At 58.6% G+C, this 17,732-nt stretch carries 15 protein-coding genes; 2 read left to right on the forward strand and 13 right to left on the reverse strand.

Going from position 1 to position 17,732, the window contains the following annotated elements; all coding sequences use genetic code 11:
- The first annotated feature begins 80 nt into the window (after window positions 1–80).
- Window positions 81–3,479, forward strand: a complete 3,399-nt coding sequence (locus WG915_RS06880) for a pyruvate carboxylase (protein ID WP_339564639.1) — start codon at window positions 81–83, stop codon at window positions 3,477–3,479.
- Window positions 3,480–3,551: 72 nt separating this feature from the next.
- Here WG915_RS06880 and glpK read toward each other — a convergent pair whose 3' ends face one another.
- The 5 genes from glpK to WG915_RS06905 all read right to left on the reverse strand — a co-directional run bounded on the left by glpK (window position 3,552) and on the right by WG915_RS06905 (window position 8,819).
- A complete protein-coding gene (gene glpK, locus WG915_RS06885; RefSeq protein ID WP_339564640.1) occupies window positions 3,552–5,030 on the reverse strand; it encodes a glycerol kinase GlpK in 1,479 nt (492 codons plus the stop codon).
- A gap of 52 nt (window positions 5,031–5,082) precedes the next feature.
- Window positions 5,083–5,448 carry a hypothetical protein gene (locus WG915_RS06890; protein WP_339564641.1) on the reverse strand — a complete coding sequence of 122 codons (366 nt, stop codon included), beginning with the start codon at window positions 5,446–5,448 and terminating at the stop codon, window positions 5,083–5,085.
- The gene (locus WG915_RS06895) at window positions 5,449–5,856 is read right to left on the reverse strand and encodes a DUF1707 domain-containing protein (protein ID WP_339564642.1); all 408 of its coding nucleotides are present in this window, start codon (window positions 5,854–5,856) and stop codon (window positions 5,449–5,451) included.
- 106 nt (window positions 5,857–5,962) lie between these two features.
- Window positions 5,963–7,744, reverse strand: a complete 1,782-nt coding sequence (locus WG915_RS06900; protein ID WP_339564643.1) for an acetyl/propionyl/methylcrotonyl-CoA carboxylase subunit alpha — start codon at window positions 7,742–7,744, stop codon at window positions 5,963–5,965.
- A gap of 217 nt (window positions 7,745–7,961) precedes the next feature.
- On the reverse strand, window positions 7,962–8,819 hold the full coding sequence (locus WG915_RS06905; protein WP_339564644.1) for a sulfurtransferase: 858 nt from the start codon (window positions 8,817–8,819) through the stop codon (window positions 7,962–7,964).
- A gap of 283 nt (window positions 8,820–9,102) precedes the next feature.
- Between WG915_RS06905 and WG915_RS06910 the strand changes: the two genes are divergently transcribed.
- The gene (locus WG915_RS06910) at window positions 9,103–10,164 is read left to right on the forward strand and encodes a Cj0069 family protein (protein ID WP_339564645.1); all 1,062 of its coding nucleotides are present in this window, start codon (window positions 9,103–9,105) and stop codon (window positions 10,162–10,164) included.
- A 403-nt stretch (window positions 10,165–10,567) separates the two neighbouring features.
- On the opposite strand, the gene WG915_RS06915 is transcribed toward WG915_RS06910, so the two are convergent.
- From WG915_RS06915 to WG915_RS06950, 8 genes are all read right to left on the reverse strand, one after another.
- Window positions 10,568–11,011, reverse strand: a complete 444-nt coding sequence (locus tag WG915_RS06915) for a hypothetical protein (protein ID WP_339564646.1) — start codon at window positions 11,009–11,011, stop codon at window positions 10,568–10,570.
- Between the two features lie 119 nt (window positions 11,012–11,130).
- Window positions 11,131–12,099: a lactate/malate family dehydrogenase gene (locus WG915_RS06920; RefSeq protein WP_339564647.1), complete on the reverse strand. Its 969-nt coding sequence runs from the start codon at window positions 12,097–12,099 to the stop codon at window positions 11,131–11,133.
- 98 nt (window positions 12,100–12,197) lie between these two features.
- Window positions 12,198–14,135, reverse strand: coding sequence for an OPT family oligopeptide transporter (locus tag WG915_RS06925; protein ID WP_339564648.1), 1,938 nt, complete (start codon window positions 14,133–14,135; stop codon window positions 12,198–12,200).
- A 30-nt stretch (window positions 14,136–14,165) separates the two neighbouring features.
- Window positions 14,166–14,519 carry a DUF3151 domain-containing protein gene (locus WG915_RS06930; protein ID WP_339564649.1) on the reverse strand — a complete coding sequence of 118 codons (354 nt, stop codon included), beginning with the start codon at window positions 14,517–14,519 and terminating at the stop codon, window positions 14,166–14,168.
- On the reverse strand, window positions 14,519–15,163 hold the full coding sequence (locus WG915_RS06935; protein WP_339564650.1) for a peptidylprolyl isomerase: 645 nt from the start codon (window positions 15,161–15,163) through the stop codon (window positions 14,519–14,521). The genes WG915_RS06930 and WG915_RS06935 overlap by 1 nt, the downstream gene beginning before the upstream one ends.
- Before the next feature lie 3 nt (window positions 15,164–15,166).
- Complete coding sequence (locus tag WG915_RS06940; protein ID WP_339564651.1) at window positions 15,167–15,754, reverse strand: Maf family protein; 588 nt, start codon at window positions 15,752–15,754, stop codon at window positions 15,167–15,169.
- Window positions 15,755–15,825: 71 nt separating this feature from the next.
- A complete protein-coding gene (locus WG915_RS06945; protein WP_339564652.1) occupies window positions 15,826–16,035 on the reverse strand; it encodes an acyl-CoA carboxylase subunit epsilon in 210 nt (69 codons plus the stop codon).
- A gap of 8 nt (window positions 16,036–16,043) precedes the next feature.
- On the reverse strand, window positions 16,044–17,669 hold the full coding sequence (locus tag WG915_RS06950; protein WP_339564653.1) for an acyl-CoA carboxylase subunit beta: 1,626 nt from the start codon (window positions 17,667–17,669) through the stop codon (window positions 16,044–16,046).
- Window positions 17,670–17,732: the final 63 nt, after the last annotated feature.

Genomic DNA, 17,732 nt, shown 5'->3' on the forward strand with positions numbered 1-17,732 from the left:
TCTAGCAAGCTGGACGCAGCGCGATCAGAAACATGGAAAAGTTGAGGGAGTTGTCCTAAAAGTCGCATAGGAAGGCGCCAATGTCTCAAGAAGTACAGACACCAACTTTTTCAAAGGTTCTCGTGGCCAACCGTGGCGAAATCGCTGTTCGAGCATTTCGCGCTGCTTATGAGATCGGTGCCGAAACAGTTGCAATCTTTCCCATCGAGGACCGAAACTCATTCCACCGGGCCTTTGCCTCAGAGGCGATCCGAATTGGAACTGAAGGCTCGCCGGTAAAGGCATATCTCAACATTGATGAGATCCTTCGGGCCGCGCAGGAATCCGGTTCTGATGCCATCTATCCTGGCTATGGTTTCCTCTCGGAGAATGCTCAACTTGCGCGGGAGTGTGCGGAACACGGCATCACCTTCATCGGGCCGACCCCGGAAGTACTCGAGCTGACGGGTGATAAATCAGCTGCCGTCTCTGCAGCGCGTGCAGCCGGACTCCCAACGCTCGATGAGTCGCAAGCAACTGACAACATCGATGAGTTAATGGAATCAGCGGCGGGACAAACCTACCCAATCTTTGTTAAAGCAGTCGCCGGCGGCGGCGGGCGCGGAATGCGCTTCGTCCCAGAAGCTGGGCAGCTCCGAGAACTGGCAATTGAGGCTTCGCGGGAGGCGGAGTCCGCTTTCGGTGATGCACGGGTCTACATTGAGCGCGCGGTATTGAACCCACAGCACATCGAGGTCCAGATTCTGGCGGACGCCACTGGAGACGTGATCCACCTCTACGAGCGCGACTGTTCCTTGCAGCGCCGCCATCAGAAAGTAGTAGAGATCGCTCCAGCGCAGTTCCTCGATCCTGAGCTGCGGGAGCGGATTTGTGCGGATGCGGTGAAGTTCTGTCGCCACATTGGCTACCTTGGCGCAGGAACCGTTGAGTTCTTGGTTGATGAAGCCGGAAACCACGTGTTTATTGAGATGAATCCGCGGATCCAGGTTGAGCACACGGTGACCGAAGAGGTGACCCAAGTGGACCTGGTGAAAACTCAGATGCAGATCGCGGCGGGCGTGAAATTGCGCGATCTTGGCCTCACCCAGGACAGCATCACCACTAGAGGCGCAGCGCTGCAGTGTCGAATCACTACCGAAGACCCCAGTAACGGCTTCCGTCCTGACACTGGAACAATTACCGCCTACCGCAGTCCCGGTGGTGCCGGCGTCCGTCTCGACGGTGCAGCCATGCTGGGCGGAGAGATCACGGCGCACTTCGACTCAATGCTGGTCAAGTTGACCTGCCGGGGCGCGGATTTCGCTACTGCCGTGGCCCGTGCACAGCGGGCACTCAACGAGTTTCATATTTCCGGCGTCGCAACCAACATTGGTTTCTTGCGGGCCTTGCTGCGGGAACCAGACTTCACTACCAAGCGGGTGGCTACCTCCTTCATTCAAGAGCACCCGTGGTTGATGTCGGCGCCGCCTGCCGACGACGAGGCGGGGCGCATCTTGGACTACCTCGCCGACACTACGGTTAACCGGCCGCACGGGATCCCGAGCGTGATGCCGCGGGCCGTCGATAAGCTGCCCGATCTACCCGAGCGTCGTCCCGGTAGCAAGGATCTTCTCCGCGAGCTTGGCCCGGACGGTTTCGCACGTCAGCTACGACAGCAAACAGCGCTTGCTGTCACCGACACCACCTTCCGCGATGCTCACCAGTCGCTCTTGGCCACGCGTGTTCGATCGAGTGCGCTAGTCGACGCCGCTCGAGCGGTGTCCGCACTGACACCTGAGCTGCTGTCTGTGGAGGCATGGGGTGGTGCTACCTATGACGTGGCATTGCGATTCCTCCATGAGGATCCGTGGGAGCGCTTAGACAGGCTTGCCGAGGCGATGCCGAACGTGCCAATCCAAATGCTGTTGCGCGGGCGTAACACCGTCGGTTACACGCCGTATCCCGACAGCGTCGCGCAGGCGTTTGTGCAGGAGGCTGCGTCCTCTGGCGTGGACATCTTCCGCATTTTCGACGCCCTTAACGATGTCTCTCAGATGCGGCCCGCGATCAATGCTGTGCTGAATACCGGCACCGCTGTGGCGGAGGTGGCGATGGCTTACTCAGGTAACCTGGCCGACCCGAATGAAAAGCTCTACACTCTCGACTACTACCTGCGGCTAGCGGAAGATATCGTCAATTCTGGGGCGCATGTGCTGGCCATCAAGGACATGGCCGGCCTGTTACGTCCGAAGGCAGCTGCCACCCTCGTCGGCGCACTGCGAGAGCGCTTTGACCTGCCCGTGCATGTGCACACACACGATACCGCTGGCGGTCAGCTGGCTACCTATCTTGCAGCTGCGGATGCCGGTGCGGACGCCGTTGACGTCGCTTCGGCGCCGCTGTCTGGCACCACCTCGCAGCCTTCCATGTCCGCACTGGTCGCGGCCTTCGCTGACACTGAACGCGACACCGGGCTTTCCTTGCAGGCCGTCTCTGATATCGAACCCTATTGGGAGGCGGTGCGACAGATTTACGCACCATTCGAATCAGGTACCCCAGGTCCTACCGGGCGGGTGTACCGGCATGAGATTCCGGGTGGTCAGCTCTCCAATCTCCGCGCGCAGGCGGTGGCGCTGGGTCTAGCGGATCGCTTCGAACTCATCGAGGATGCTTACGCAGGCGTGAATGAGCTCCTCGGCCGACCTACGAAGGTCACCCCGTCCTCCAAGGTTGTCGGCGACCTGGCGCTATACCTCGTGGGTGCGGGTGTGACGCCGGCGGAATTCGCTGCGGATCCACAGAAGTACGATATTCCTGACTCCGTTATTGCTTTCCTCCGCGGTGAACTTGGCACTCCTCCCGGGGGATGGCCGGAGCCACTGCGAACCCGTGCTTTGGCGGGACGTAGCGAGGCGAATCGCGTAGTTGACGTGCCAGAATCCGCGGCCGCCGCGTTGTCTGGCGATTCTGTCACTCGCCGCGCTGCGCTGGATCGACTGCTGTTCCCGAAGCCTGCGGAGGAGTTCGCAGAGCACCGTCGCTTGTTCGGCAACACCGCGATCCTCGGCGACCGGGAGTTTATCTATGGACTCGTCGCTGGCGAGGAAACGACGATCAGGCTGGCTGACAACCGGGTGCTCCTCGTGCGCCTCGACGCGATCTCCGAGCCAGATGAGAAGGGCATGCGCAAGGTCATGCTGACGGTGAACGGACAGGTTCGCCCGATGGAGGTGCGCGATAGAAACGTGGAGTCCGTGGTCAAGGCCGCTGAAAAGGCTGATCCAGGCAACCCAGGTCATATCGCAGCGCCTTTCGCGGGCACAGTGACCGTCACGGTTGCTGAGGGCGAGGAAGTCAAGGCCGGTGATGCGGTGGCTGTGATCGAGGCGATGAAGCTTGAAGCCACCATCTCCGCGCCTATCGACGGCACCGTAGAGCGCATCGCCTTGATGCAGCCCACCAAGGTAGAAAGCGGTGACTTGTTGCTCGTAGTGAGCTAACTGCTGGTACCTGCTATTTCGTGGCGTAGGGCAGCGCAAAGTCCCAGCGCAGGCGGTATAAACCTGCCAGAGTTATGCAAAGCTCTTGGTGACTGCTGTCTGCCAGCCGTCGAAAAGCGCAGGGTCGCAGGGCTGCGGTTGGTAGGTGCGTTTCTCGGCCCACAGCGCGCGGATCTCATTCAGGGATTTGTATACGCCCACCGCAAGGCCGGCTGCGTAGGCGGCGCCGAGAGCAGTGGTTTCTGTGACTGCCGGGATGGTCACAGGGACCCCGAGCTGATCAGCTTGGAACTGCATCAGCAGTGAGTTTCCCACCATTCCGCCGTCGGCTTTCAACGCTGAAATCTCGAGGCCGGTGTCTTGGTTCATCGCCTCGACTACCTCCCGGGTTTGATAGGCCACTGCTTCTAGCGCCGCGCGGGCGAAGTGGGCTTTGGTGTGAAAGCGGGTCAACCCGGTGATCACACCGCGGGCGTCAGCGCGCCAGTGCGGGGCGAGGAGGCCGGAAAATGCCGGGACTATGTAGCAGCCGCCGTTGTCAGGTACGGAGGCAGCAAGCTTTTCGACGTCCGCAGCCTGCGCAATCAGCCCCAAGTTGTCCCGCAGCCACTGGATCAATGAACCGGTGACTGCAATGGAGCCCTCGAGGGCGTACACAGTGGGTTGTGACCCAAGTTTGTAACACACAGTGGAAATCAGCCCATGCTGGGAGCGCTGGATTTCGGTACCGGTGTTCAGCAACAAAAAGTTGCCGGTGCCGTAGGTGTTTTTGACCTCTCCGGGCTCGAGGCAGGCTTGGCCGAAGGTTGCCGCTTGCTGGTCTCCGAGCACACCTGCGATCGGCACTCCGCTGAACTCGCCCACACGATGGATTTTCCCGATGACCTCAGAATTCGAGACGATGCGGGGGAGGATTGCTGGCGGGATCCCCAGCGCTTCGCATAGCGCGGGATCCCATTGGCCGGTGCGCAGATCCATGAGCATGGTGCGGGAGGCGTTGGTGATATCCGTGACGTGATCGCCCTTCGTCAGGTTCCAAATCAACCACGATTCGATGGTTCCAAATAGTAGATCGCCGTTTTCAGCTCGCTCCCGCGCACCTGGTACATGCGCCAAGATCCATGCGATTTTTGGGCCGGAGAAGTAGGTGGACACCGGCAGGCCGGTTCTTTCGAATAGCGCAGGATCGAGATCCTGACAAAAGCTGTCGGTGCGGGTGTCTTGCCACACGATCGCGTTGTACACCGGCTTCCCTGAGTGCCGATCCCACACAACAGTAGTTTCGCGCTGGTTGGTGATACCGACAGCCGCAATGTCCTCACCCGAGCACTCGGCCTTGGCTAGTACATCTGCCATCACGCGCCGGGTATTCGCCCAGATTTCCATTGGGTCGTGCTCCACCCAGCCTGGCCTCGGAAAAATCTGGCGGTGTTCGAGCTGGGAGGTTGCGAGGGCGCGGCCATGGTCGTCGAAAAGCATGCAGCGCGTAGACGTTGTGCCTTGGTCGATGGCGGCGATGATCTTGCGGCGATTGCGGAAACGGGGAGCCATGAGACCAGCCTAATCGCTTCCGGGGTGAGCTTTTCCAGCAAGTGCAGGTTGGCTAGCGTGCTTGCTCTGCCTGATACAGCGGCAGGAAACCGTCGATCCAGCGCTGAATGGCTGCGCGGCCTTCCGCGACACCGTCTCGTGTCTTCTTCGGTGGCAACATCGGATCATTCGGCAGATCGCGTTCCGGATCACCTACCGGAGCTACTTCGAGGTTGCCATCGTGGTAGCGCGCGATAGCCACGGCATTGACGTTGGTTTGTTCGCACACCGCCCAGGAATAGGCCGTATCATTGAGCCACTCTTGCTGCGCCGCGCTAATCGACGCCACCGAAGTCATCGCCTGCTCCAGCGCTATCGCGTCATCATCGCGCAAGGGTCGCGCGTAGAAGCGGCCACCGTTGACATCCATGGGCTCCATCTATTTTCCGATCTGCGTGTAGGTGGTTTTGGTTCGATACAAAGAGTCCGGCCCCACTTTCAGGACGAAGAGTAAGACAACGAGCACCGGTATCAGCAGTGCAACGAAAGTGGCGAGTTCTGGGGCTATGAGGAGAGCAAATGGGATGAGGCAAGCGTCGAGCGCAATGATTCCGATCCGACGCTGCAATCCGGAGGTGCGTTCGGTCTTGACTACCAGATCTTCGGGGATGTCGTGGACGAGGGTCTCAATATCGCCCTTAGTTCGAGCGCTCGCGGCTCGGGCGGCGCGCTGGTCGAACTCTGCGAGGCTCAGGTGGCCCGATTCCGTGGCACTCTTGAGCTTTTCAAGCGCGTACTCGCGCTCGAAATCGCCGATCAAATAGTGTTGCCGTTCTATGTCCTGCATGTTCATCATTATGCCCGTTTGATTGCCACTTTTGGGTAAACACTGACGGCCCGAGCACTCCGTGGGGAGCATTCGGGCCGTCGGCGTGTGGTTCTGCGTTAGCGGATTACTTGATTTCCATCAGGACGGCACCCTTGGTGACGCCTTCACCCGCTGCTGTTGCGATGCCGCTGACAACACCAGACTTGTGAGCCTTGACTGGGTTCTCCATCTTCATGGCCTCGAGAACGATCACGGTGTCGCCTTCGGCTACTTCCTGGCCCTCTTCCACGTTGACCTTGATCACGGTTCCCTGCATCGGAGCGGAAACTGCATCGCCGGAGACGGCTGCCTTAGCGCCACCTGCGCGGCGCTTCTTTGCCTTCTTCTTGGCGCCGCCAGCTGCGCCACCGCCGATAGCGAGATCGCCGGGGAGCGCGATTTCCACGCGACGGCCATCAATCTCCACGACAACCTTCTGAGAAGGAGTTGCTTCTTCGGCTTCTTCTACCTCGGCAGGATCAACGTAGGCAGGGATTGGGTTGTCCCACTCCTCTTCGATCCACTTGGTGTAGACATCAAACTTCTCGCCGTCACCAACAAATGCCGGGTTCTCCACGATGTGGCGGTGGAATGGGAGCACGGTAGGCATGCCTTCGACTACGTACTCGTTGAGAGCGCGGGATGCGCGCTGCAGTGCTTCGTCACGAGTCTCGCCAAAGACGATGAGCTTGGCGAGCATGGAGTCAAACTGGCCACCGATGACGGTGCCTTCCACGATGCCAGCGTCCATACGGACACCAGGGCCGGAAGGCTCAACGTACTTGGTGACCTTGCCTGGAGCAGGCATGAAGTTGTTGCCGGCATCTTCACCATTGATGCGGAACTCGAAGGCGTGGCCACGTGGGGTTGGATCTTCCTTGATATGGAGTTCCTTGCCCTCGGCGATGCGGAACTGCTCGCGTACCAGGTCGATGCCAGTGGTGACTTCGGTGACAGGGTGTTCCACCTGGAGGCGGGTGTTGACCTCGAGGAAGGAGATCAGTCCATCGGAACCAACGAGGTATTCGACGGTGCCAGCACCGTAGTAGCCAGCTTCCTTACAAATGGCCTTGGCAGACTCGTGCAGGCGGGTGCGCTGGTCTTCGGTGAGGAATGGGGCCGGAGCCTCCTCAACCAGCTTCTGGAAGCGACGCTGGAGGGAACAGTCGCGGGTGCCGGCGACAACAACGTTGCCGTGTTGGTCAGCAATGACCTGACATTCTACGTGGCGCGCCTTGTCCAGGTAACGCTCCACAAAGCACTCGCCACGGCCGAAAGCTGCAACGGCTTCGCGGGTAGCGGACTCGTAGAGGTCGGCTACTTCTTCCATCTTGTAGGCAACCTTCATGCCGCGGCCGCCGCCACCGAATGCTGCCTTAATGGCGATAGGGAGACCGTATTCTTCGGCGAAAGCAACGACCTCGGAGGCATCCTTCACTGGCTCTTTGGTGCCAGGGGCCATTGGGGCCTCTGCCTTAAGGGCGATGTGGCGGGCGGTAACCTTGTCGCCCAATTCGCGGATGGACTGCGGGGAAGGGCCGATCCAGATCAGGCCAGCGTTGATGACGGCTTCCGCGAAGTCGCCGTTTTCAGACAGGAAGCCATAACCAGGGTGGATAGCGTCCGCGCCGGACTTCTTTGCAGCGTCGAGGATCTTATCGAAGACGAGGTAAGACTCGGCAGAGTTCTGGCCACCCAGCGCGAAAGCCTCGTCGGCCATCGATACGAAAGGTGCATCCGCGTCTGGGTCGGCGTAAACAGCGACGCTCTTGATGCCGGCATCGCGTGCTGCGCGAATAACGCGAATTGCAATCTCACCACGGTTTGCAATCAGCACCTTGGTGATCTTCTTGGTCTCGACGGTCACGTCTAACCCCTCCTGGAAGTTTCTATGCGCTAGTTGAGTGAACTATTCACGCTTGTTACTAAGTTGTGCCACGTCCCACAGCTGGCTGGGGGTGCAGTGCGTGACACTTATTGTTACACAAGATGTCGCAAGTTCGAATGGAATCGAGTGAAGGAATGTGGCATCGCACCCCCAAGCGGGAGTAAAAAAATTGCCTGAACAATGTTCAAGGAGTAGGTCAGGAATCCTTATTGATTGGCATACGTACCATGTTGCCCCACTCGACCCATGCGCCGTCGTAATTCAGTACGTCTGCAAACCCGAGCAAGTTTTTCAGCACGAACCAACTGTGAGCGGAACGCTCGCCTTCGTGGCAATACACGATGGTGTGGGACTGTGGATCCAATCCTGCGTAGATCTGTTCCAGCTCCTCCCGTGACCGGAAGTAGTTATTGGCCATGACGCTTGACTCGCAGGCGACATTCTTGGCACCAGGAATATGACCGCGACGAATCGTCGGCTGGCTTTGTTGAGTTTCCGTGCCCTGGTATTCCTCGGAGCTGCGGACGTCGACAAGTGTTCCGGTGTCAATGACGGCGCGCACATCATTGACAAAAGCGCGCAGATGATCTTCTTTTAAGGTGGGGACGGGGTAGCCCGCTGCTGGATACTCCGGGACATCGTAGGAAGTATCGCGTTCCTCTGCCATCCACGCGTCGCGGCCGCCGTCGAGTAGGCGGACATCTTTATGGCCAAACAGCTCGAACACCCACAAGGTATAAGCGGCCCACCAATTGCGCTTATCTCCGTAGATCACCACGGTGTCATCCGGAGCGATTCCTTTCTCATCCATTAGAGCTGCAAATCGTTCAGGTGAAATGAAGTCGCGGGTGAGGGGATCGTTGAGGTCGCGGTGCCAGTCGATCTGGATAGCGGTAGGGATGTGACCGATGCTGTACAACAGGGAGTCTTCATCAGACTCGACCACCTTTAGTCCCTTCGAACCAAGTTGGGCAGAGAGCCATTGTGGGGATACGAGGCGCTCAGGGTGGGCGAAAGCCTTGAACTTGGGGTTCGGGTCTAGGGGTACGGCCATGGGTCGGCAGCCTTTCCATAATCTATGAGCAGTGGTTAGCCACCACCTTAGCGGGAATCGCTGCCGGACAGTCACAGCTCAAGAAGGGGTGTGCTCCGTCTAACATTTTGAAGGTGGGGGTATTCGGTGGGGCGGTCAGCTTTGGGATGCCAGGCCACAACCTGTGGTTTTGCGCACCAAATATTCATTGGCCCTGCAAGCAAGGTGCCGCAAAGATAAGGTTTTTCTTAAGCAGGGCGCGAATCCACGAGCCTTGTGCACACAGAGCTACCAAGGAGAGCGCATGAAAAAGGCAATCGTCGTATTCGAAGTCGAGGGTGGCAGCGACAAGCAAATTAACGGTCACCGTAAGGACACCCTGCCCATCGTCGATGCCATTAAGGCAGCGGGCTGGAATTCCGAGGTTGTCTTCTACCGTCCGGAGTGGTCGGAGAAGCTCTTCGAGTACGTGTCCGAGAATTTTGACGCTTACATTTCCCGTGTGAACCCAGGCAATATTCCTGGTGGTGAAAAAGGCTACTTCGATCTGCTCACCAAGCTCTCCAACGAAGCAGGCCTCGTGGGCATGTCTACTCCAGAGGAAATGATGGCCTATGGAGCGAAGGATGCGCTGGTAAAACTCAACGACACCGATTTGGTTCCAGCGGACACCGCAGCCTATTACGATGTCGAGACCTTCCACAACACCTTCCCAACCTCTATCTCCTACGGTGAACGCGTACTCAAGCAGAACCGCGGCTCTACTGGCGAAGGTATCTGGCGCGTCCAGCTTGAGGACAAGGAGCTGGCAGCTTCCGTGGCTCCAGGCACCGCCTTGCCACTGGATACTGTGCTGCGCTGCACGGAGGCCGTAGATAACCACACCGAGCTCAAGCCGCTCGGCGAATTCATGGATTTCTGCGACCAGTACATCATCGGTGAAAACGGCATGCTTGTGGACATGCGATTCATGCCACGCATCGTTGAAGGTGAGATCCGTATCCTGCTAGTTGGCCCGCATCCCGTATTCGTGGTGCACAAGAAGCCAGCTGCGGGCGGTGACAACTTCTCCGCGACGCTGTTCTCCGGAGCAAAGTACACCTACGACAAGCCAGAGGCATGGCAGGAGCTCATCGACCTGTTCGCTGCAGCTCGCCCAGTTATCGCTGAAAAGCTCGGTGGTGACAACATTCCGCTGATTTGGACCGCTGACTTCATGCTTGCCGACGGCGAGAACGGCGAAGACACTTACGTTCTCGGTGAGATTAACTGCTCTTGTGTTGGCTTTACTTCGGAACTCGACATGGGAATCCAGGAAATGGTGGCTAAGGAAGCCATCTCCCGCGTGGAGAAGAAGTCTGTCTAGACTTCTTAGCGCAGTGATCGCCCCGCCATCTGGAGGCTGGGCGATCACTTTTTCTCTGTCAGTACTCAGCGGCGGCTAAGCTCGCTCCTGCCCCGGATTCGGAAGAATTCCACGATAAGCAGTACTGCGCCGAAGATCCCGAGGACCAGAAACACTGGAAAGGGCCAGTACGTTACCAGTGCGTTGAAGCTCCGACCCCTGATCGCCACTGCGGTGATCGCGACGATCGCCCAGGCTAGCAGTAGCGTGCTTCCTTGAAATACTCGTCGCTTGTGGGAATCGCTTAACAAAACGGCGCTGCACCCCTCGTAGTTCGCCGACCTGAGCCGGAAGCGTTTCTAAGGTCTCTAGATATGCTGATAACACTCCCAACGAAGCGTTGTCAGCGGCAATTCTAGGCGGGTTACTGCGCAGGAGCTTCTTCAGTCATCGGCAAGGTGAAGCCGTTGTCGTCGATGTTGCAGACGGTGCCCTGCTCAGCGGTGACCATGCAGCGTCCAGCGCCAACGGTTAGCTCCTGGCCAGGATTAAGCAGTGCTGGCTGCTCCCCGGTCATGGTGTTGAAAGGCAGTGGCGGATTCTCTTCGTAGAAAGCTGGCTCGCCAGTGATAACCCCGACGATTGCTTCGGGAGTCTCTCCAGTGCGGCAGACCACGTATTGTGCCCCCTCAGGGCCCATGTCCTCAGAAATGCGGCAGTATTCGCTCTCCGGGGTGGAAAACTCTGCGCCGTTGTCGCCCCAGCTGCTCTTGAAGAGCTCTGGGTTAACTTCTTCCGCTTGAGCCATCGGAGTGAGTACGAGGCTCAGGCCGATGCCGAGGATGAGGGGGGTGTGTCGGATGCGCATCAAAGAATCCTGCCAATCGCATAGAAAAGAACTACTGTCACTGAGAACTTTAGACTATGGCTATTTGAAAAATAAGTCCAGTAAATTTCGATTAGATAACAATGCTCAATTTTTCGGTGCTAGTGCAGGCCGGTTGAGCCCATCGCCTGCTGGATTGCGGCTACTGAGCGCTCTAGAGCGAGAGCTTCCCAAGCATTGAGAGAAACCGGAATGCGCCGTTCGGCTCCCCCTGCACCAATCACGGTGGGTAGCGATAGCGCGACGTCTCCAGAATGGCCGTACTCGCCACGCAAGGTTGTGCAGGCCGGGTAAATAGCTTTCTCATCCAATAGCACCGCGCGCGCCATCGCAACCGCCGATTGGGCGACGCCCGCGTTGGTCCAGCCCTTTGATCGGAACACATCATAGGCGGCATCTACTACGGCTTGCGCTAGCTCCGCCGGGTCCAGGGTTACCCCGAACTGTGCCGGCAGTTCGGCGGTGGGGATCCCCGCGACAGACAGGTGGCTGAGAACTGGGAAGGCGGACATGCCGTGCTCGCCCATCATGTAGCCGGTCACGGAGGTGGGGGAGACCCCCACCCGGTCGGCGACGATGCGCCGCAGTCGGGCGGAATCGAGCATGGTCCCGGTGCCGAAGATTTTACCGGCGGGGTAGCCGAACTCGTTCTCGGCGATGTACACCATGGTGTCCAGCGGGTTGGTGATCAGAATGATAACCGCCTCGCGTGTGTGTGCGGTGATGCCGGCCATGACCTCGTGGATCACTTGCGCGTTGTGTGGGGCCAGTGCGGCGCGGTCCGGCTTGGCGTCGGGGTGCTCGGGGTCCACCAGCATGGAGGGGCCGGCGGCGCAGATGATGACGTCTGCATCGGCGCAGTCTTCGTAGCCGCCGGAGCGCACGCTTGCCGACGCAATTGTGTGCAATCCCGTGGCCTGGTGCTGGTCGAGGGCTTCACCATGCGCAACAGTCTGGTCGCAATCGATGGTGACGATCTCCCCGAAAAGATTGAGCTTCATGGCGTCGGCAAGCACGTAGGATCCCACGTGGCCGACTCCGACGATGACAAGTTTGTGTGTGCTGACCATGTGTAGATCCTTTCTGCGCCTGTGTAGTCCACGCTACGCCGGTTTCGGGCATAGGAAAGGGGCCCGGCGAAAACGCCGAGCCCCTAGTAGCTCAAGAGCTACACGCGGTTCTTCTTCAACCAGGTGTATAGGCCTCCGATGAGACCTGCGAACACAACCAAGCCCACGAATTGAGCTGGGGTTTCGAAAGATTCTGGGGTGATGGCCAGTGGCTCGTCAGACCCAGTGGCTCCGATGATGCCAGCCAGCAAGACTCCGAAGAGCGATTCACCGACGATCAGGCCGGTTGCGAGCAGCACGCCGAGACGCTTGACCGGCTCGCCGCCATTCTTCTCCGCCCAGTTGTCGTATGCGCGTCCGATGAAGGCGCCGATCGGGATGATCAAGGTGAGGCTGATCGGAAGGTACATACCCATGCCCACAGCAAGTGGCGGTAACCGAAGGTTGGAAGTGGTGCGTGCCAGGATTTCATCTACCAAAATCACGCCGGCGCCAATTGAGGCTCCGAGGCCGATCAAAGACCAATCCAGCGAATCGCCGAAAATGCCCTGCGCCACGGAGGAAAGCAGTGCGGCCTGTGGCGCGGCGAGGGCGTTTGCACCGGCACCAGGTGCGCCTTGAAAACCGAAGCCGGTGAGCATCAGCTGCAAGACCGGCGGGATGATTGCGGAACCGAACAGGACACCCAAAATCAAGGCAACCTGCTGCTTCCACGGGGTGGCGCCGACGAGCTGACCTGTCTTCAGATCCTGGAGGTTATCGTTGGAAATGGTGGCAATGCCAAAAACAATGGCCGCGGTGAACAGGGTGTATGCGACGAGCGTAGTCGGATCCTCACCGCCTGCCAGCAACTTGATCAATAGGGCAGCAGAAATGACAACGATGATGCCCACGCCGGAAATCGGGCTATTGGAAGCGCCGATAAGACCAGCCATGTAGCCACAAATCGCTGCGACCAGCAGGCCGACAGCCAATACGTACACAATGCTCAAGGCGATCAAGCCGGTGGCGTGGTGGGCGATGAGGGTGTCCTTGGTGAACAGCCACAGCAACAACCCAACAGGGATCATCGAGGCGAGGGTGACTCCTGCAACTACTGGGAACGGGATATCGCGTTCAGTGATATCGACGGTTTGGCCGCTGCGACGATCTCGGGAGGAAACCAGCGAGCTCTTGATGCCCGAGACGATAGGGCCGATGATCTTGATGAGGGTCCAGACCGCTGCGATCGCCATCGCGCCTGCGCCAACGAAGCGCACATCTGAAGAGAAGGTGCTGGAGACGACGCTGGAGATGTCCCCAGATTCCGGTAGCGTTCCTGCGGTAAAGACCGGCAGCAGAACGCCATAAGAAATCAGCAGGCCGATGATCATTGCGATGCCCACACCCACGCCCACAAGGTGGCCGACGCCGATCAAAGCGAGAGACATGGAGGTGGCTGCCATCGTGCCACCGGAGCCGATACGGAAGGCCGTCGATAAGCTGCCGGTGGCAACCTTAAGGGCGGTGAGCAGCGCGTAGCCTGCTGAAGCGAGAGAGCCGAAGGTGATGACCTTGAGGCCAACCTTGTTCTCTTCCGCAGAGCCGTTCTCATCGCCGACGCGCAGAACTTCTGCTGCAGCGACTCCCTCCGGGTAAGGCAAGTCGGAGCCGGTCACGAGCGCGCGACGCAGCGGGATGGAATAGGTGACACCCAAGATGCCGCCAATCGCACATACTGCCGCGGTGGTCCAATAGCTAAACCCACTCCACCATCCGACCATCACGAGGCCCGGGAGGACGAAGATGATGGCGGATAGGGTGCCTGCCGCGGAGGCGATGGTTTGTACGATGTTGTTTTCTTGGATGGTATGGCCAGCGAACTTGCGCAAAACGGCCATGGAAATAACCGCTGCCGGGATAGAAGTGGCAAAGGTTAGGCCTACCTTCAAACCGAGGTAGACGTTGGCTGCAGTAAATACCAGGGTGATAATGCCACCGATGATCACGCCGCGAAGGGTGAGTTCTCTTACCGATGGGCCGGGATTGTTCTCCATGAAGAAAAAATTTACACCCTTAAGCGCTATTTAACCCAGCAGAGATTCAACTACCGAGTTGTCGCAGTCTGAAAGCAGCGCCCGGCAGCGGTCATACTCGGCATCTTCTCCGATTTCTCGAGCAGCTAAGGCCAATTGGGCGATGGCTCGCAGCACCCCTAGATTAGGGGCATGAGCAGCAGGAACAGGGCCGAAGCCTTTCCAGCCGTTCCCGCGAAGCAGGTCTAGGCCCCGGTGGTAGCCGGTCCGGGCAAATGCGTAGCGGACGAGGGGATCTTCAGCCTTTTCTGCGAGCAAGGCCCACGCTTCCGGGTTCTCGGGCCGTTTGTAAGGATCAGCGGAATCAAAGGCTGGGACGTGGACTGGCGGGGGAGTCAGTTGCATTACTTGACCTCTGCTTTCTGTATGGTGACTTCTTCTGCTGGGGCGCCATCGCCGGCACCTGTCGCGGTGCCCTTGGCGGCGATGCTGCGCACTACCTGGAGGGATTCCGGCGTCATCGTGCCGAAAAGGGTGTAATTGGGAGGCAGCGGCGAGTCTTCATAATTGAGGAAGAACTGTGAGCCGTTGGTGTCCGGTCCGGCGTTTGCCATCGCGATCGTTCCGGCCTTGTACAGGCCCTTTTCTACGGTACCTACTGGGTATTCATCAGCAAAACTGAACCCAGGTCCACCACTGCCGCTACCTGTTGGGTCGCCGCATTGCAGGACGAAGATGCCACTGTTTGTCAGGCGGTGGCAAACAGTGTTGTCGAAGTAGCCCTGCTTGGCTAGGTGGGTTATGGAGTTGACGGTGCAGGGCGCTTGGTCTGCGTTGAGGTCGAGATCGATATCGCCCGCCGAGGTAGTCAGACGCAGCCCCACCATCCCAGTCGGTGCATCGCCTGCCGGCTTGTCGACGTCCCTAGCCGCAGCCTTGCTGGATTTGTATTGGCAGGCAGCATTGGATTCCGGCTTAGTGGTAGTGCTGCAGGCGCTGAGCGAGGCGGTAAGGATTGCCAGCACACCGCCGACAAGGAGCTTTTTCATGTTTCACCAAAATTCTGAGACGTTGATACCGAAAGAGTACAGTGCTTTCCGTACCAGTGGCAGGGATAAGCCGATCACGCTCGAGGGATCGCCCTCGATGCGATCGATGAACCAGCCGCCCATTGCCTCTAAGGTAAATGCTCCGGCGCACTGCAACGGCTCTCCAGATTGGGCGTATGCCGCGATGTCTGCGTCGCTAGCTTGCGCGAAGTGGACCCGAGTGCGGGAAGTTCCGGTGTAAGTTCCGGCAGGGGAGATGAGATGGTGCCCGGTGATCAACTCAGCGGTTTTGCCACGTTGGGCTCGCCATCTCTCGATGGTGGCCGCCACGGTATGGGGCTTTCCTTGTAGCTCTCCGTCCAAGAGCAGCATGGAATCACCGCCGATCACCACGTCAGCAGGGTAGTGGTGTGCAACCGCTTCCGCCTTGGCTTGTGCCAGCTTCTCGACGACCGTAGCCGGCTCCGCTCCAGTCAGTGAAGCGATAATGCGGTCTTCATCGACATCTGCGGGGTGAATAACGGGAGACACCCCCGCGGATTCCAGGATGGATTTCCGCGAGGGTGAGCTTGAAGCGAGTACTAGGTGCATGTCGACTTACCCTACCCAAATGTTTGCGTTTTAAGGGGCTTTAGCGCTTGGGTAGGAGAAGTAGACCCCAGCTAGAAGTAGGACACGTTGTGGAAAGCATTGGGATTGTAGGTGGTCGGGCGCTGGAGGCGCTCCGAGATACAGCCCCAGTTGTTACGGTCACGGGTCGGCTCCGCTGCGGGCGCAGCGCTGAGACCGGCGAAGAGCGCAGTCAGAGCTGCGACCTGCGTCGCATCTGGGTTGCCCTTCGTAATGGTCAGGAATGGCTTTTTGTCTTCCATGGAAATCCTTACAGTGGGATGTTGCCGTGCTTCTTGGCTGGGACGCTGACAACCTTGCGCTCCAGGAGACGCAGGCCTTCGATGATCTGGCCACGGGTCTCAGAAGGTGGGATTACGGCATCGACGTAGCCACGTTCTGCAGCCATGTATGGGTTGACGAGGGTTTCCTCGTAGCTCTGCTCGTATTCCTTCATTACCGCTGCCACATCCTTGCCTTCAGCAGCAGCTGCCTTGAGTTCCTTGCGGTAGATGAATCCGACAGCGCCGGATGCACCCATGACGGCGATCTGGGCGGTCGGCCATGCCAGCACGAGGTCCGCGCCCATGTCCTTGGATCCCATCACGCAGTAGGCGCCGCCGTAAGACTTGCGGGTAATGACGGTGATCTTGCCGACGGTGGCCTCAGAGTAGGCGTACAGCAGCTTTGCACCACGACGGATGATGCCGTCGTATTCCTGGTTCGTGCCTGGGAGGAAGCCAGGAACGTCCACGAACTCGATGATCGGAATATTGAAAGCGTCACAGGTGCGGACGAAGCGAGCGGCCTTCTCAGAAGCCTTGATATCCAAGCAGCCGGCAAACTGCATTGGCTGGTTAGCCACGATGCCAACGGAGCGACCTTCAACGCGGGCGAAGCCGATGATGATGTTCTCCGCGTAGGATTCCTGAATCTCCAAGAACTCGCCGTCATCGACAACGCGGGTGATGACGTCCTTCATATCGTAAGGCTGGTTCGGGGAATCTGGGATCAGGGTGTCCAGCTCGAGGTCGGAATCGTTGATGTTCTCCTGGATTGAACCAATCATCATGTCTGATTCCATGCGTGGCGCTTCGGCACGGTTGTTGGCAGGCAGGTAGGAGACCAGCTCGCGAACCCAGTCGAGTGCGTCAGCGTCATCGGCGCCGGTGTAGTGCGAGGTTCCCGAAGTAGACATGTGGGTGTGAGCGCCACCGAGCTCTTCCTGGGTGATGTCCTCGCCGGTGACGGTCTTAATCACATCCGGGCCAGTAATGAACATCTTGGAAGTCTTGTCCACCATGACGATGAAGTCAGTGAGCGCTGGAGAGTAAACGTGTCCACCTGCACAAGCGCCCATGATCAAGGAGATCTGTGGGATAACGCCGGAAGCCTGTACGTTTCGGTAGAAGATCTTGGAGTAAGAACCCAGTGAGACAACGCCCTCCTGGATGCGGGCGCCAGCGCCCTCATTAATACCGATCAGAGGTACACCGGTCTTGATTGCCAGGTCCATGATCTTGACGATCTTCTCGCCATAAACTTCGCCGAGTGCGCCGCCGAAAACGGAACCGTCCTGAGAGAACACACAGACTTTGCGACCGTCAATGGTGCCATAGCCGGTGACTACGCCGTCGGTGACTGGGCGCTTAGCGTCCAGGCCGAAGTTCTTAGAGCGGTGCCGTGCCAGAGCGTCGATCTCGACGAAGGAGCCCTCGTCGAAGAGGTACTCGATGCGTTCACGAGCGGTTTTCTTGCCCTTTTCGTGCACCTTCTGAATAGAAGCCTCGCCCATTGGGGCGTGGGTCTCGGCGATGCGGGCGCGAAGATCGGCCAGCTTTCCGGCGGTGGTCGTCAGGTCAGGCGTCTCGGCGCCAGTGTTCATTGCGGCAGTCATGGCAATCAGTCTATGTTGTTGACCCACTTTTGTTTACTGAGTGGGCAATCGAATTTGGGCAGA

This window comes from Corynebacterium sp. H128 (assembly GCF_037482625.1).
Classification (GTDB): Bacteria; Actinomycetota; Actinomycetes; order Mycobacteriales; family Mycobacteriaceae; genus Corynebacterium.

Excerpts from the sequence above, each read along its gene's own strand:
- WG915_RS06935 (WP_339564650.1), bottom strand. The coding sequence starts at position 15,163 with ATGAAAAAGCTCCTTGTCGGCGGTGTGCTGGCAATCCTTACCGCCTCG.
- WG915_RS06920 (WP_339564647.1), bottom strand. The coding sequence starts at position 12,099 with ATGGTCAGCACACACAAACTTGTCATCGTCGGAGTCGGCCACGTGGGA.
- glpK (WP_339564640.1), bottom strand. The coding sequence starts at position 5,030 with ATGGCTCCCCGTTTCCGCAATCGCCGCAAGATCATCGCCGCCATCGAC.
- WG915_RS06925 (WP_339564648.1), bottom strand. The coding sequence starts at position 14,135 with ATGGAGAACAATCCCGGCCCATCGGTAAGAGAACTCACCCTTCGCGGC.
- WG915_RS06940 (WP_339564651.1), bottom strand. The coding sequence starts at position 15,754 with ATGCACCTAGTACTCGCTTCAAGCTCACCCTCGCGGAAATCCATCCTG.
- WG915_RS06910 (WP_339564645.1), top strand. The coding sequence starts at position 9,103 with ATGAAAAAGGCAATCGTCGTATTCGAAGTCGAGGGTGGCAGCGACAAG.
- WG915_RS06945 (WP_339564652.1), bottom strand. The coding sequence starts at position 16,035 with ATGGAAGACAAAAAGCCATTCCTGACCATTACGAAGGGCAACCCAGAT.
- WG915_RS06915 (WP_339564646.1), bottom strand. The coding sequence starts at position 11,011 with ATGCGCATCCGACACACCCCCCTCATCCTCGGCATCGGCCTGAGCCTC.
- WG915_RS06890 (WP_339564641.1), bottom strand. The coding sequence starts at position 5,448 with ATGGAGCCCATGGATGTCAACGGTGGCCGCTTCTACGCGCGACCCTTG.
- WG915_RS06930 (WP_339564649.1), bottom strand. The coding sequence starts at position 14,519 with ATGCAACTGACTCCCCCGCCAGTCCACGTCCCAGCCTTTGATTCCGCT.
- WG915_RS06905 (WP_339564644.1), bottom strand. The coding sequence starts at position 8,819 with ATGGCCGTACCCCTAGACCCGAACCCCAAGTTCAAGGCTTTCGCCCAC.
- WG915_RS06880 (WP_339564639.1), top strand. The coding sequence starts at position 81 with ATGTCTCAAGAAGTACAGACACCAACTTTTTCAAAGGTTCTCGTGGCC.
- WG915_RS06950 (WP_339564653.1), bottom strand. The coding sequence starts at position 17,669 with ATGACTGCCGCAATGAACACTGGCGCCGAGACGCCTGACCTGACGACC.
- WG915_RS06895 (WP_339564642.1), bottom strand. The coding sequence starts at position 5,856 with ATGCAGGACATAGAACGGCAACACTATTTGATCGGCGATTTCGAGCGC.